The sequence below is a fragment of the Streptomyces globisporus genome (assembly GCF_003501885.1).
GTDB classification, from domain to species: domain Bacteria; phylum Actinomycetota; class Actinomycetes; order Streptomycetales; family Streptomycetaceae; genus Streptomyces; species Streptomyces globisporus_D.
On sequence record NZ_QWFA01000187.1, the window covers coordinates 1 to 12,063 of the forward strand.

Here is a 12,063-nt window from a genome sequence, read left to right on the forward strand (position 1 = left end):
TCCCGGACCACCGCTGCGTGCCCGCCCCCTCCGCCGGACCGCCCGACAGCCCGGCCACCGCCGCCGGGCCGCCCACCGCCAGTACCACCGCGGCCGCCACCAGGGCGAGCCGCCGCCTGCCCGCCCTGCGCCGCCCCGCCGCCACCGCGGCCGTCAGACGTTCCGCGAGCCCGGGCCCCGGGGCCAGCGGCGGGCCCACCACCGCCAGACCGTCCCGCACCCCGGCGAACTCGCCGGCCCGCACCCGGCACCCGGGGCAGTCCGCCAGGTGCTCCTCGAATCGGAAGGTATCGGCGCTCCCGAGCACACCCAGCGCATAGGCCCCCACCCGGACGTGGGGTTCGGTCGTCTGCATGTACTGCGGTACGGGAACAAGCCACGCATCACTCAAGCCACAGCCCTTGATACGGCCTAAACTCCGGCCTCATGCTGCGCGTACTCGCCGTCGACGACGAACAACCCGCCCTGGAGGAACTCCTCTACCTCCTGCGCGCCGACCCCCGTGTCCGCAGCGCCGAGGGCGCCACCGGTGCGACCGAGGCACTGCGCCGCATCGGCAGCGCGGTGGACGCGGGCCCCGACGACCCGTCCGCGATCGACGTGGTCTTCCTCGACATCCACATGGCCGGTCTCACCGGTCTCGACGTCGCCCAGCTCCTCGCCGGATTCGCCGCGCCCCCGCTGATCGTCTTCGTCACCGCGCACGAGGGCTTCGCCGTCCACGCCTTCGACCTCAAGGCCGTCGACTACGTCCTCAAACCGGTCCGCCGTGAGCGCCTGGCCGAAGCCGTCCGCCGGGTCGCCGAACAGGTGGGGGACCGGTCCGCGCCCGTCCACGACAGCGCGGGTGACCAGATCCCGGTCGAGCTCGGCGGCGTCATCCGCTTCATCCCCATCGACGAGATCGCCTACGCCGAGGCGCAGGGCGACTACGCCCGCCTGCACACCGCCGGCGGCAGCCATCTCGTCCGCATCCCGCTGACCACCCTGGAGGAGCGCTGGCGCTCGCGCGGCTTCGTCCGGATCCACCGCCGCCATCTCGTGGCGCTCGGCCGGATCGACGAGCTGCGCCTGGACGCGGGCAGCATGAGCGTGCGCATCGGGGAGGCCGAACTCGCCGTCAGCCGCCGCCACACCCGCGCCCTGCGCGACCTCCTGATGCGCCAGGGCGGCCGCTGACCCAAGCCGGGAGGCCGCCGCTGACCTGGGGAGACCTACCCGGCACCCTTCCCAGCACCACCCGGCGACGCCTACACTCCGAGCCCATGTCCGCAGAGCCAACCCCCCGGCGCGAAGTGGTCACGGGAGAGCCGCGGCGGGTGCGCCCGCTGCCCCGCTACCGCACCCAGTCGGAGATCGACGAGCAGACCGCCCTCGGCGGCGCCTACGTCCGCTCGCTGATGCGCGGCCAGCTGCGCGCCGGGCTCACCGTCTTCGGCGTCCTCGCCCTGGTCGCGGGCACCCTGCCGCTCCTGTTCGAGGCGCTGAACAGCTCCGCCCTGGTCTGGGCGGTCCTCGGCTTCGCCACCTACCCGCCGCTCACCCTCGCCGCCTGGTGGTACGTCCGCAGAGCCGAGCGCAACGAACGCGACTTCGCCCGGCTGGTCGAGGGCCGCCCCGCCCCGTGAGCGCCCCCGACCACATGGCGTCCTGGGTGGCGGTCGCCCTCGTCGTCCTCGCCACCGTCCTCGTCGGTGGCTTCGGCCTGCGCATCTCCCGTACGACCTCCGACTTCTACGTCGCCTCCCGCACCGTGCGGCCCCGCCTGAACGCCGCCGCGATCAGCGGCGAATACCTCTCGGCCGCCTCCTTCCTCGGCGTCGCCGGGCTCGTCCTCGTCCACGGCCCCGACATGCTCTGGTACCCGGTCGGCTACACCGCCGGATATCTGGTGCTCCTGGTCTTCGTCGCCGCACCGCTGCGCCGCTCCGGGGCGTACACCCTGCCGGACTTCGCCGAGGGCCGGCTCGAATCACGGCAGGTCCGCCGCCTCGTCAGCGCCCTGGTCGTCGGGGCGGGCTGGCTCTACCTCGTACCGCAGCTCCAGGGCGCGGGGCTGACGCTGAAGATCCTCACCGGCGCCCCCGGCTGGCTCGGTGACGTGCTGGTCGCCTCGGTCGTCGCCGCCGCCGTCGCCGCGGGCGGCATGCGTTCCATCACCTTCGTCCAGGTCTTCCAGTACTGGCTGAAGCTCACCGCCCTCCTCGTCCCCGCCCTCTTCCTGGTCCTCGCCTGGCAGGGCGACGGCGGCCCCCGGGTCAGCTTCGACGACCAGCTCGCCGTCTTCCGCGCGGACCACCCGCTGTACGCGACGTACGGGCTGATCGTGGCGACCTTCCTCGGCACCATGGGCCTGCCGCATGTCGTCGTCCGCTTCTACACCAGCCCCAACGGCCGCGACGCGCGCCGCACCACCGTCGCCGTCCTCGCCCTGGTCGGCCTCTTCTACCTGCTGCCGCCGATCTACGGGGCGCTCGGCCGGCTCTACACCCCCGAACTGCGGTACGGGGGAGACGCGGACGCCGCCGTCCTGCTGCTGCCCGCCCGGGTCATCGGCGGACTCGGCGGCGACTTCCTCGGCGCGCTGATCGCCGGCGGGGCGTTCGCCGCGTTCCTGTCCACCGCCTCCGGGCTGACCATGGCCGTCGCCGGGGTCATCACCCAGGACGTCCTGCCCTCGCGCGGGGTACGCCACTTCCGGCTCGCCACCGTCCTCGCCATCGCCGTGCCGCTCGCCGGGTCCCTGTTGGTGAGCCGGGTGCCGGTGGCCGACGCGGTGGGCATGGCCTTCGCCGTATCCGCCTCCTCCTTCTGCCCGCTGCTCGTCCTCGGCATCTGGTGGCGGCGGCTCACCCCGCCCGGGGCCGTCGCGGGGCTCCTGCTCGGCGGCGGGTCCGCGCTCCTCGCCGTGGCCATCACCGTCAGCGGCGCCGTACGTCCACCGGGCTGGCCGCACGCCCTGCTCGCCTGGCCCGCCGTCTGGTCCGTCCCCGTGGGCTTCCTCGCGATGATCCTTGTCTCGCTCGCCACCCCGGGGCGCATCCCCCCGGGCACCAACGCCGCCATGACCCGCTTCCACCTCCCCGAAGCCCTCTCCTCGGCACGGGCCGCCGCGGGGAGGGAGCGATGACCGGGGCCGCCGGCGCCGTGGTCGTCGTCCTCGCCGCGCTGCTGCTCGGCGCCGGCTATCTGCTGGGCCGTCGTACCGCCCGCCCGGTGCGCCCCAGCGACGTCGGCACGCCCGTCGAGCACGCCACCTTCGAGACCCTGCACACCGCGTCGCTGGCCGCCCCGCCGCTGCGGGCCGGGCTCACCGAGGAGAGCGCCCGCCGGGCCGCCCGCAGGCTGCGCTCCCTCCTCGGCACCGACGCCCTCTGCCTCACCGACCGGGAGCGGGTGCTGGTCTGGGACGGCGCCGGGCACCACCACGGCAAGGACGTGATGGAGCATCTGAAGGTGCTCCTCGACAACGGCCGCGACACCGCCTTCGACAGCGGCTGCGGCGACCTCGACTGCCCGCTGCGCTGGGCCGTCGCCGTCCCGCTCACCGTGGAGAACCGGGTGCTGGGCGCGCTCGTCGCCTACGCCCCGCGTGAGTCGGCGGTGCTGGCCCGGGCGGCGGGGGAGGTGGCGCGCTGGGTCTGCGTCCAGCTGGAACTGGCCGAGCTGGACCGCTCCCGTACGCAGCTGATCGAGGCCGAGATCAAGGCGCTGCGGGCGCAGATCTCGCCGCACTTCATCTTCAACTCGCTCGCGGCCATCGCCTCGTTCGTCCGCACCGACCCCGAACAGGCCCGTGAACTGCTCCTGGAGTTCGCCGACTTCACCCGCTACTCGTTCCGCCGGCACGGGGAGTTCACCACCCTGGCGGACGAACTGCACTCGATCGACCAGTATCTGGCCCTCGTCCGCGCCCGCTTCGGCGAACGCCTCGCCGTGACCCTCCAGGTCGCCCCCGAGGTGCTGCCGGTCGCGCTGCCGTTCCTGTGTCTCCAGCCGCTGGTGGAGAACGCCGTCAAGCACGGCCTCGAAGGGGCGGTCACCCGCAGCCGGATCACCATCAGCGCCCTGGACGCCGGATCGGAGGCCGAGGTGGTCATCGAGGACGACGGGACGGGGATGGACCCCGAGCGGCTGCGGCAGATTCTGCGCGGCGAGGGCGGCGCCTCCACCGGCATCGGACTGCTCAACGTCGACGAGCGGCTGCGCCAGGTCTACGGGGACGACTACGGACTCGTCATCGAGACCGGGGTCGGGGCGGGCATGAAGATCACGCTGCGGCTGCCCAAGTACCGTGCGGGCGTGCACGGTTCCTGAAGAGGGCCGTCAGCACAGATGGACGGCCAGATGCCCCAGCGGCAGCCCCAACTGCCAGGCGGGCGTCCAGATCCCCACCTCCTGGTCGCCGCCCGCGGCGTCGGCCGCGGCCTCCCAGGGGCCGGGGCCGATCGCGTCCAGGTCCGCCGCGAGCAGTTCGGTCTCCTCCAGCCAGCGCCAGGCCGCGCGGGCCAGCGCCAGATCGGGGTCGCCGGGCTCGGCGCACCGCTGCGACTCCGCCAGCCGCTCGCAGATCCAGCTGCGCCAGGTGCCCTCGTACGCCGTGAGCACGCGCAGTTCGTCGACCCGCGGCTCGGGCAGGGCCCGCGGGGCGGGCGCGTCCCGGGGGAACTCGCACAGGAACATCGTCAGCGCCAGGGCGTCACGCCCCGCCCGGAACTCCAGCGTCGTCGGCTCCATCAGATCGCCGGTCCGTAGCAGCTCGTCGGCCAGATACTCGGTGGTCAGCCAGGTCATCGGCACCCGGAGCCCGTTCCCACCGGCCTCATCCGTATCCTCGGGACGCATCCCGTCTCGCCTCTTTCCTTGCTCGGTACCGGGCTTCACGCAGCATTGAACCGGGGGCGGACGCCCCGCGTGGGCAGAAGGGGAGGATCGCCCAGGAGATGCGAGGCTGCGAATGAGTGCCGACCCCGGCGACGACCGGCATGTGCGCCTGCTGCTGGGTGCGTACGTCCTGGACGCCCTGGAAGCCGAGGAGACCTGCCGGGTCGCCCGCCACCTCCAGGGCTGCGACGGCTGCGCCCGGGTCTATGTGGAGGTGGCGGAGGCCTCCGCCCTGCTGGCGCTGCTCCGGGCCGAGGACCTGCGGGAGTAGCCGGGCAGCGTGCGCGCGAGAACCCGCAGGGCGTAGTACGAACGGGACTTGACGGTCCCCGCCGGGATCCCGAGCACCTCCGCCGTCTCGCCGACGCTCAGCCCGCGAAAGTAGATCTGCACCAGCACCGCCCGGTGCTCCGGGCTCAGCGTGCGGACCGCCTCCCGGACGTCCAGGGTGCGCACCGCGCGGTCCGCGGTGTCCAGGGAGTCCGGGGTGCTCTCCAGCACCGTGTCGCTGACCTCGACGGGGCGGGCCTGGCGGGAGCGCCGCGCGTCGATGGCGAGGCGGCGGCCCACGGTGAACAGCCACGGCCGCATCGAGTCGTAGGGCGCGTCGAACGCCTCCGGGTGCTGCCAGGCGCGTACGAGGGTCTCCTGCACCAGGTCCTCGGCCCGCTGCCGGTCCCCGAAGGTGAGACCGAGGAGGAAGTGGAACAGGGCGGGGCCGTGTTCCCGCTGCAACTCCGCCAGGGTCCGTTCGTCGGTCGTCGTGGTGGTCTTCATGAACGTCCTCTCCCGCCGAGTCCCCTGACGGCCGCGTTGCCGACTGGCGTATACGAACGCATTCGGCGGCGCGGGAACAGGCGGTGCACCGAGGCGTGCGACGAGCGGTCGCTCAGTGCGGCGAATGGTGCGGTGAACGGTCGAGGGGCCGTCGGGGTCGGCCGGTACGACCAGTTCAGCTAGGTATGCGGCAATGCTCCTTGCTTGTGCGATATGAAGATCTATGTAGTCGGATAGTCGTAATCATCCGAACATGGAGTCGAGCAGATGACGCAGCGCATCCGACCGGGCACCGTGGCCGCCATCGCCCTCCTGCTCGCCGCGGCCACCGGCTGCACCGGGCAGCAGCCCACGACCCCCGCGCCGAGCGGGCCGCCCGCGGCCCGGGGCGCGGGCAGCCAGGGTGCCGACGGGCCCCGCCCGTTCACGCTCCTCGCCGCGGGCGACGTCCTGCCGCACTCCTCCGTCATCGACCAGGCCGCCGTCGACGCGGGCGGCGCCGGCTACGACTTCGCCCCGATGCTGGCCGGTGTCGCCCCGGTCGTCTCCGGTGCGGACCTGGCGTTCTGCCATATGGAGACCGTGTACGGGAAGGAGGGCGGCCCCTACACCGGCTACCCGAGCTTCAAGTCGCCCCCCGAGATCGCCACCGCCCTGCGCACCACCGGGTTCGACTCCTGCTCCACCGCCTCCAACCACACCCTCGACGACGGGGCCGAGGGGGTCCGGCGCACGCTCGACGCCCTGGACCGGGCGGACATCCGGCACGCCGGCTCCGCCCGCACCGCCGCAGAGGCCGCCCGGCCCACGATCCTGCCCGCCGGACCGGGGAAGGGTGCGGCCAAGGTCGCCCACCTCGCGTACACCTACGGCACCAACGACATCCCGCTGCCCGCCGGCCGGCCCTGGACGGTCAACGTCACCGACGAACGGAAGATCGTCGAGGAGGCGAGGGCGGCCCGCCGGGCCGGCGCCGACGTCGTCGTCCTCTCCGCCCACTGGGGCACCGAATGGCAGGACGAGCCCGACGCGCAGCAACTGGAACTCGCCGAGCGGCTCACCGCCTCCACGGACGGGGGCCGCCCCGACATCGACCTGATCATCGGCACCCACGCCCATGTGCCCCAGGCGTACGAGAAGGTCAACGGCACCTGGGTCGTCTACGGCATGGGCGACCAGATCGCCGGAGCGATGATCAACTACGAGGGTGCCCAGGACCCGCGCGGCAACCAGAGCTCGATGGGCCGCTTCACCTTCGCGCCGCCCGCGAAACCCGGTGAGCGCTGGAAGGTGAAGAAGGCGGAGTTCGTCCCGCAGTGGTACGACACCGTCACCGGACGCGCCGTCAACCTCAACGCCTCCCTCGGCTCTTCCGGTGAAGCGGCAGAGCAACTGCGCCAGGTCCGCGACCGTATCCGTACCGTCGTCCTCGACCGGGGCGCGGACGAGGACGGGCTCCTCATGGGCGAGTAGTGGTCGTCCAGGCCCCTACGGCACCACGGTGACCGGCCAGCGCCCCGCCTTCACCAGGCGTACGGCCACCGAACCGATGAAGCGATGCCCGGCCGACTCCGAGGCCCCGACCACCACCGCGTCCGCCTTCAGCTCGTCGGCCGCCGTCACCAGCCCGTTGTAGGGGTCGCCCCGGAAGGTGTGGAACTCCCAGCGCACGTCCCATGCGTCCCTGAGGCGCTCCGTCGCCTCCCGGATCTCGGAGACCAGGGCGTCCGCGACCTCCCCCGTCGCGTCACCGACCGGTACGCCCAGGGCGGCGCCCGCCGTCATGACCGGCTGGACGTACACCAGGGCCAGCATGGCCTTCTGCCGGCGGGCCAGTCCCGCGGCGTAGGCCGCCGCGCGCATCGACGAATCGGAGCCGTCGAGCCCCGCGACGATCACCTTGGGGCCGTCCGTACCGCGTTCGAACTGATGAGGCTGCTGCTCTGTCACGGCTCCGAGGCTATCGGCTCGTCCGGGGAGGGAGTGGTCGGGCCGTCGGCAGGCCCCGGCGAATATGAACATACTGCGTCGATCGGGTACAAAACGGTCGGCATGCGGTGTCGAGGGCCGGGGCGGACGTCCGGCCGTGCGAGCAGTTGGCCATGACACGTGATCACACCGGACCCGAGCGCCGCACCCTGCTGAGGATCGCCCTCGGCCTCGGAACCGCCGCCGCCGTGCACCTGGCCGTCGCCGATCCGGCGTCGACGCCCAGCCGCCCCGCCCGAACCGCGGGCACCCCGCCCGCGGGTGCCGCCGGGCCTCCGGTGAACGTGCGGGGCCGGCCCTCCCCGTACCGGCTCGACCCCATGACCGCGGGCACCCCGGCCCGCTTTGGGCCGGCCAGGCCGCCGGTGCGCACCCGGCCCTTCGAGCACCTTCCCGACCTCGGGCACTCGATGGTCCTCAGCTTCGACGACGGGCCCGACCCGCTGTACACCCCGGACATCCTGGCCACCCTGCGCGAACACCGGGTCCGCGCGATGTTCTTCGTCTGCGGCGAGATGGCCGACGGCAACCCGGACCTGCTGCGCGAGATGGCCGACGACGGGCATGTGGTGGGCAACCACTCCTGGTCCCACCCGCTGATCCCGAAGCTCTCCCGCCCCGCGATCCGCGACGAGCTGGGGCGTACCAGCGACGTGGTGGAGCGGGTGCTCGGCGCCCCGCCGCTGTGGTACCGCGCCCCCTACGGCGCGTGGAACCGCAACTCCTTCGAGATCGGGGCCGAGTTGGGCATGGAGCCGATGGCGTGGACCGTGGACACCCTCGACTGGAAGGAGCCGGGAACCGGCACCATCGTCCGCCGGGTGCTGGACGGCGCGGCCCCCGGTGTCGTCGTCCTCTCGCACGACGCGGGCGGCGACCGCTCGCAGAGCGTCGCCGCCCTGCGCCGCTATCTTCCCCGGCTGCTGGAGGCCGGCTACCGCATCACGGTGCCGCAACGCGTCTGAGCGCGCACGCGTATGGCTGTGTCCCCGGCGATCCACCGGGGACACAGCCATGTCGGGACGCGTTCGGTCAGCGGGTGTCGACGAGCCGGGCGAAGACCACCACGTTGCCGTCGTAGCCGCCCGCCTTGGAGTAGCCCCCGCCGCAGGTGATCACGCGCAGCTCCGCGTGGCCGGTGTCGCCGTAGACGCGGGGGCCGGGGAAGTCGTTCTTGGAGAAGACCTCCACCCCGTACACCTCGAAGATCCCGACCCGGCCGTCATAGCGGGAGACCTCGACGCGGTGCCCCTTCTGGAGCGAGCCGAGTCCGTAGAAGACCGCGGGCCCGGACGTGTTGTCGACATGGCCGACGACCACGGCGGTGCCCCGCTGGCCGGGGGCGATGCCGTTCTGGTACCAGCCGGCGAGGTTGGGGTCCTCGGCTGGCGGGGCGTCGATCCACCCGTTGGCGTCCAGGTTGACGTCGATGATCGGCGCGTCCACGTCGATGGACCCGATCTTCACCCGGGAGGCGGGGGCGTACGGCAGCGGCTGCACCGGCTCGCCCTCCACCGGCGGGCCAGGGGCGTCCTTGCTCAGATCCAGCGAGGCGGCGGCCGCGGGCTGCGGCGGGCCCGCCTCCGAGAACTCCGTGCCGTTGCGCATGAGAGCGAGGCCGCTGAGCATCACCAGAGCGATCGCACCCCATGGCACCCGTCTGGTCCGCTCGCCCCCGGCGTAGTCCCGGCCCATGGTTCTCCCTTCGTCGCGACGCTGTGAACGTTAAGGGCGTCGCGCCGGGTCGGCGATCAGGGAGAGGCGAACGGGTGGCGGCGGGGCGGTCCCCGGCCGGGTGCCCCTGATGGCTGACTGCCCATCGGACTAATGAGCAGATAAAACTTCTGACGGCCCGTGACCTGCGGCTCCGTCAGATTTGGAGCTTCCCGCACGGCGTGTCGCGTCATCAAGGTGGAGCAATGCCGAAGTGCGAGGCACTCGTCGACTGGTGAGTGTTCGTCATGGGAGACGTTCTCGTCGATCCACCGGGGGACCAGCCCCCGGGGGCGTTTCCCGCTGGAGGTTCACACGATGCGTGCTACACGCGCTCTCGCGGTCACCGCGACCGCTTTCGCGGCCGTCGGGCTCGCGGCCCCCATGGCCGCCGCCACCAACGGCCCGGTCAACGTCGCCGTCAACCCTCAGTCCGTCCACCAGGGTGGCACGCTGAAGATCACCGCGCAGGGCTGCGGCCACGGCGGCAAGGTCTGGTCGAACGCGTTCCCGACGACCACCCTCTCCGCGGGTGACGGCACCAACTACGCCCACGCCCGGGTCCGGGACAACACGACCCCGGGGCAGTACCACCTGTCCGTCAAGTGCAACGACAACAACCGGATCGCGACACACAAGTTCACCGTCCTCGCCGGTAACGGCGCGCAGGGCGGGCTCGGCGGCTCGATGGGCCCGAGCTCCGTCGAGATGCAGGTCGGCGGCGGTCTGGTGGCGGCTGCGGCCGTCGGCGGCGCGGTCTTCCTCGTCCGGCGCCGGCGGACGAGCCATGCGGCGTTCTAAGGCGTCGAACCTCCCGCCCGGCCCGATACGCCCGTCGCCCCGAGTCCTGGATGAGGACCCGGGGCGACTGCCGTGCGCCACATGCTCGCGGTCAGTGGCGGCGGTCGGCGTTACGGCGACGCGCGAAGTAGAGGGCGCCCGAGGCCGCCGTGACCACCAGGGCCCCGCCGGCTGCGACCTCCACCGTGTCGGTGGTGCCGGAGCTGCCGCCGAGGCCGCCGCGCACCCCGCCCGGCACGAGCGCCGTCGAGCTGGCGGTCGGGACCGTGGTGGGCGTCGGGGTCGGGGTGGGCGTGGGGCTGCTCGTGGCGCCGCCGGTGATCGTCAGGTTGACGTTCCGGGAGGTGCCGGTGGAGCCGCACGTGAACGTCACCGCGTAGACGGCACCCCGCCGCGCGTCGGAGTCGACGGTGGCGGTGGCCGTCGTGCTGCCGCTCGGGATGGTGGTGGTGTCGAAGATGCCCGAGCTGACGGTCGTCTCGCCCGTGCAGCCACCGGCGCCGAGGGTGACCCGGCCGCCCGGTGAGATGACCGAGGGGGTGATCGTCGGATTGAACGTGCTGGAGGCCCCGTCCGGCGCGGCGAAGGCGGCGGACGGGGCGAGGAGCGTCAGGGCACCGGCGCCGAGCAGGGCGAGCGGTGCGACACGTATCGCGCGCATGGTGGATCCTCCGGGTTCCCCGAGGGGCAGCTGCGGAACCAATTTCCACATAGCAGGAAAAATGCACCTCGATGCCCGACACGCTAGGAGGGGTCCTCCCGACCCGCGATCGGGGTCCGGCGAATGGGTCACGCTGTCCCCCGACCGGCGCACCGGTCTGCTGGTCGGCCGGGGGAGCGGGGGTCAGCGGGTGATACCCGGGAACATGTCGATGAAGGGGTCGGCGGTGGCCGAGATGCCCCGGCCGAAGGGCGCGTCGAAATCCCAGATCAGGAAGAGCAGGAAGGCGATCAGCGCACTGAACAGGCCTGCCAGGAGCAGTTCGCGGAACGTTCTGCGGATCTGGAGCGTGAAGATCAGCCCCACGGTCACCAGCGCCCCGATGATCAGTCCGAACCAGACCACCCCGGGCATCGTCGCCCCGGCGTTCTGCCCCCGTGAGCTGCGGGCGTCGTCCGCCGCCGCGACCTGGTCGACCAGCGGCTGGTAGGCCTGCCCCTCGTGATCGGTCTTCGGCTCGTAGCCGGTGACGTCCGCGCGCACCTTGTCCAGCAGTTCGGTGCCGCGCTCGGTGAGCGTGTTCCGCTCCGACATCACCTTCCACTCGTCGTTGACGACATGGCTGACATAGGCGTCGACGTCCGCCCGGATACGGTCGCGGACCTCCGCCGGGTAGACGGACGCCCGCGCCTGCACCTCGTGCAGAGCCTGCGCCTCGATGCGTACGGACTCCTGGGCTGCGCTGCGACCTTCCCAGACCCCGGCGATGGCGAGCCCCAGGACGATCGCGTAGACCACGCCGATCATCATCGTCATGTACTCGATGACGTCGGGGGTCTCGGAGGGATCGTCGTCATCCCCGACCCGCCGGTTGTTCAGGACGACGATGATGAGGACGACCGCGCAGGCGGACGCCATGGCAATGCTCAGTACGAGCCATTCGGACATGCATCTCTCCTGGTCAGCGGGATGACCGCGGCCGAAGGACGGCGACGGCGAACACCGCCGGGGCGGTGATGAGCAGCGTCAGCGACACCAGCGACGGCCCGCTCCGCGGCTCTTTGCGGGTCGGCTTGCGGTACGTCGGCAGCGCGATGGGCCGGGGTTCCGGCGGCTCGGTCCGCACCGGGGGCTTCGGCGGCGGCGAGGGCTTCGGGGCCGGTGCCGGGAGCGGTGGTGCCGGAGGCGGTGGAGGTGGTGGAGGCGGCGGTTCCGCCGCCACGGGCGGCGGTGGCGGC

General features: G+C 72.6%; 15 protein-coding genes and 1 pseudogene. 9 read left to right on the top strand and 7 right to left on the bottom strand.

All coding sequences use genetic code 11. The features are described 5' to 3' along the window. The coding region (locus D3105_RS27270) for a zf-HC2 domain-containing protein (protein ID WP_206272913.1) at positions 1-355 on the bottom strand (355 nt) is incomplete at its 3' end. 71 nt (positions 356-426) lie between these two features. On the opposite strand from D3105_RS27270, the gene D3105_RS27275 reads away from it, so the two are divergent. The 4 genes from D3105_RS27275 to D3105_RS27290 all read left to right on the top strand — a co-directional run bounded on the left by D3105_RS27275 (position 427) and on the right by D3105_RS27290 (position 4,317). Next, positions 427-1,179, top strand: a complete 753-nt coding sequence (locus tag D3105_RS27275) for a LytR/AlgR family response regulator transcription factor (RefSeq protein ID WP_030584585.1) — start codon at positions 427-429, stop codon at positions 1,177-1,179. Between the two features lie 86 nt (positions 1,180-1,265). After that, positions 1,266-1,628: a hypothetical protein gene (locus D3105_RS27280; RefSeq protein WP_006129159.1), complete on the top strand. Its 363-nt coding sequence runs from the start codon at positions 1,266-1,268 to the stop codon at positions 1,626-1,628. After that, positions 1,625-3,130 (top strand): cation acetate symporter, encoded by a 1,506-nt coding sequence (locus tag D3105_RS27285; RefSeq protein WP_118905642.1) that lies wholly within the window; start codon positions 1,625-1,627, stop codon positions 3,128-3,130. The genes D3105_RS27280 and D3105_RS27285 overlap by 4 nt, the downstream gene beginning before the upstream one ends. After that, positions 3,127-4,317: a sensor histidine kinase gene (locus D3105_RS27290; protein ID WP_118905643.1), complete on the top strand. Its 1,191-nt coding sequence runs from the start codon at positions 3,127-3,129 to the stop codon at positions 4,315-4,317. The genes D3105_RS27285 and D3105_RS27290 overlap by 4 nt, the downstream gene beginning before the upstream one ends. A 9-nt stretch (positions 4,318-4,326) precedes the next feature. Here the strand turns inward: D3105_RS27290 and D3105_RS27295 are convergent, their stop codons facing one another. After that, on the bottom strand, positions 4,327-4,845 hold the full coding sequence (locus D3105_RS27295) for a hypothetical protein (protein ID WP_118905644.1): 519 nt from the start codon (positions 4,843-4,845) through the stop codon (positions 4,327-4,329). Positions 4,846-4,957: 112 nt separating this feature from the next. Between D3105_RS27295 and D3105_RS27300 the strand changes: the two genes are divergently transcribed. After that, positions 4,958-5,155 (top strand): zf-HC2 domain-containing protein, encoded by a 198-nt coding sequence (locus D3105_RS27300; RefSeq protein ID WP_118905645.1) that lies wholly within the window; start codon positions 4,958-4,960, stop codon positions 5,153-5,155. Here D3105_RS27300 and D3105_RS27305 read toward each other — a convergent pair. Beyond that, entirely contained in the window at positions 5,089-5,661 is a 573-nt protein-coding gene (locus tag D3105_RS27305) for a sigma-70 family RNA polymerase sigma factor (RefSeq protein ID WP_118905646.1), read from the bottom strand. The genes D3105_RS27300 and D3105_RS27305 overlap by 67 nt on opposite strands. 267 nt (positions 5,662-5,928) lie before the next feature. Here D3105_RS27305 and D3105_RS27310 point away from each other — a divergent pair, with 267 nt between their 5' ends. Beyond that, positions 5,929-7,134 (top strand): CapA family protein, encoded by a 1,206-nt coding sequence (locus tag D3105_RS27310; RefSeq protein WP_118905647.1) that lies wholly within the window; start codon positions 5,929-5,931, stop codon positions 7,132-7,134. Positions 7,135-7,149: 15 nt separating this feature from the next. Here the strand turns inward: D3105_RS27310 and D3105_RS27315 are convergent, their stop codons facing one another. After that, positions 7,150-7,611, bottom strand: a complete 462-nt coding sequence (locus tag D3105_RS27315; protein ID WP_118905648.1) for a universal stress protein — start codon at positions 7,609-7,611, stop codon at positions 7,150-7,152. A 152-nt stretch (positions 7,612-7,763) separates the two neighbouring features. Between D3105_RS27315 and D3105_RS27320 the strand changes: the two genes are divergently transcribed. Continuing rightward, complete coding sequence (locus tag D3105_RS27320; protein WP_118905649.1) at positions 7,764-8,615, top strand: polysaccharide deacetylase family protein; 852 nt, start codon at positions 7,764-7,766, stop codon at positions 8,613-8,615. Between the two features lie 67 nt (positions 8,616-8,682). Here the strand turns inward: D3105_RS27320 and D3105_RS27325 are convergent, their stop codons facing one another. Continuing rightward, a complete protein-coding gene (locus D3105_RS27325) occupies positions 8,683-9,345 on the bottom strand; it encodes a class F sortase (RefSeq protein ID WP_118905650.1) in 663 nt (220 codons plus the stop codon). Between the two features lie 336 nt (positions 9,346-9,681). On the opposite strand from D3105_RS27325, the gene D3105_RS27330 reads away from it, so the two are divergent. Beyond that, a complete protein-coding gene (locus tag D3105_RS27330; protein ID WP_118905651.1) occupies positions 9,682-10,164 on the top strand; it encodes a hypothetical protein in 483 nt (160 codons plus the stop codon). 91 nt (positions 10,165-10,255) lie between these two features. Here the strand turns inward: D3105_RS27330 and D3105_RS27335 are convergent, their stop codons facing one another. Both D3105_RS27335 and D3105_RS27340 read right to left on the bottom strand, forming a co-directional pair. Further along, positions 10,256-10,825: a hypothetical protein gene (locus D3105_RS27335; RefSeq protein WP_118905652.1), complete on the bottom strand. Its 570-nt coding sequence runs from the start codon at positions 10,823-10,825 to the stop codon at positions 10,256-10,258. 183 nt (positions 10,826-11,008) lie between these two features. Then, the gene (locus D3105_RS27340) at positions 11,009-11,773 is read right to left on the bottom strand and encodes a DUF4239 domain-containing protein (RefSeq protein WP_118905653.1); all 765 of its coding nucleotides are present in this window, start codon (positions 11,771-11,773) and stop codon (positions 11,009-11,011) included. Between the two features lie 68 nt (positions 11,774-11,841). On the opposite strand from D3105_RS27340, the pseudogene D3105_RS34975 reads away from it, so the two are divergent. Then, positions 11,842-12,063, top strand: a pseudogene (locus D3105_RS34975) (hypothetical protein); the annotation flags it as partial.

Bases quoted from the DNA above. Each gene is read 5' to 3' on its own strand.
- D3105_RS27275 (WP_030584585.1), top strand. From the start codon at position 427: ATGCTGCGCGTACTCGCCGTCGACGACGAACAACCCGCCCTGGAGGAA.
- D3105_RS27280 (WP_006129159.1), top strand. From the start codon at position 1,266: ATGTCCGCAGAGCCAACCCCCCGGCGCGAAGTGGTCACGGGAGAGCCG.
- D3105_RS27290 (WP_118905643.1), top strand. From the start codon at position 3,127: ATGACCGGGGCCGCCGGCGCCGTGGTCGTCGTCCTCGCCGCGCTGCTG.
- D3105_RS27295 (WP_118905644.1), bottom strand. From the start codon at position 4,845: ATGCGTCCCGAGGATACGGATGAGGCCGGTGGGAACGGGCTCCGGGTG.
- D3105_RS27300 (WP_118905645.1), top strand. From the start codon at position 4,958: ATGAGTGCCGACCCCGGCGACGACCGGCATGTGCGCCTGCTGCTGGGT.
- D3105_RS27305 (WP_118905646.1), bottom strand. From the start codon at position 5,661: ATGAAGACCACCACGACGACCGACGAACGGACCCTGGCGGAGTTGCAG.
- D3105_RS27310 (WP_118905647.1), top strand. From the start codon at position 5,929: ATGACGCAGCGCATCCGACCGGGCACCGTGGCCGCCATCGCCCTCCTG.
- D3105_RS27320 (WP_118905649.1), top strand. From the start codon at position 7,764: ATGACACGTGATCACACCGGACCCGAGCGCCGCACCCTGCTGAGGATC.
- D3105_RS27325 (WP_118905650.1), bottom strand. From the start codon at position 9,345: ATGGGCCGGGACTACGCCGGGGGCGAGCGGACCAGACGGGTGCCATGG.
- D3105_RS27330 (WP_118905651.1), top strand. From the start codon at position 9,682: ATGCGTGCTACACGCGCTCTCGCGGTCACCGCGACCGCTTTCGCGGCC.
- D3105_RS27335 (WP_118905652.1), bottom strand. From the start codon at position 10,825: ATGCGCGCGATACGTGTCGCACCGCTCGCCCTGCTCGGCGCCGGTGCC.
- D3105_RS27340 (WP_118905653.1), bottom strand. From the start codon at position 11,773: ATGTCCGAATGGCTCGTACTGAGCATTGCCATGGCGTCCGCCTGCGCG.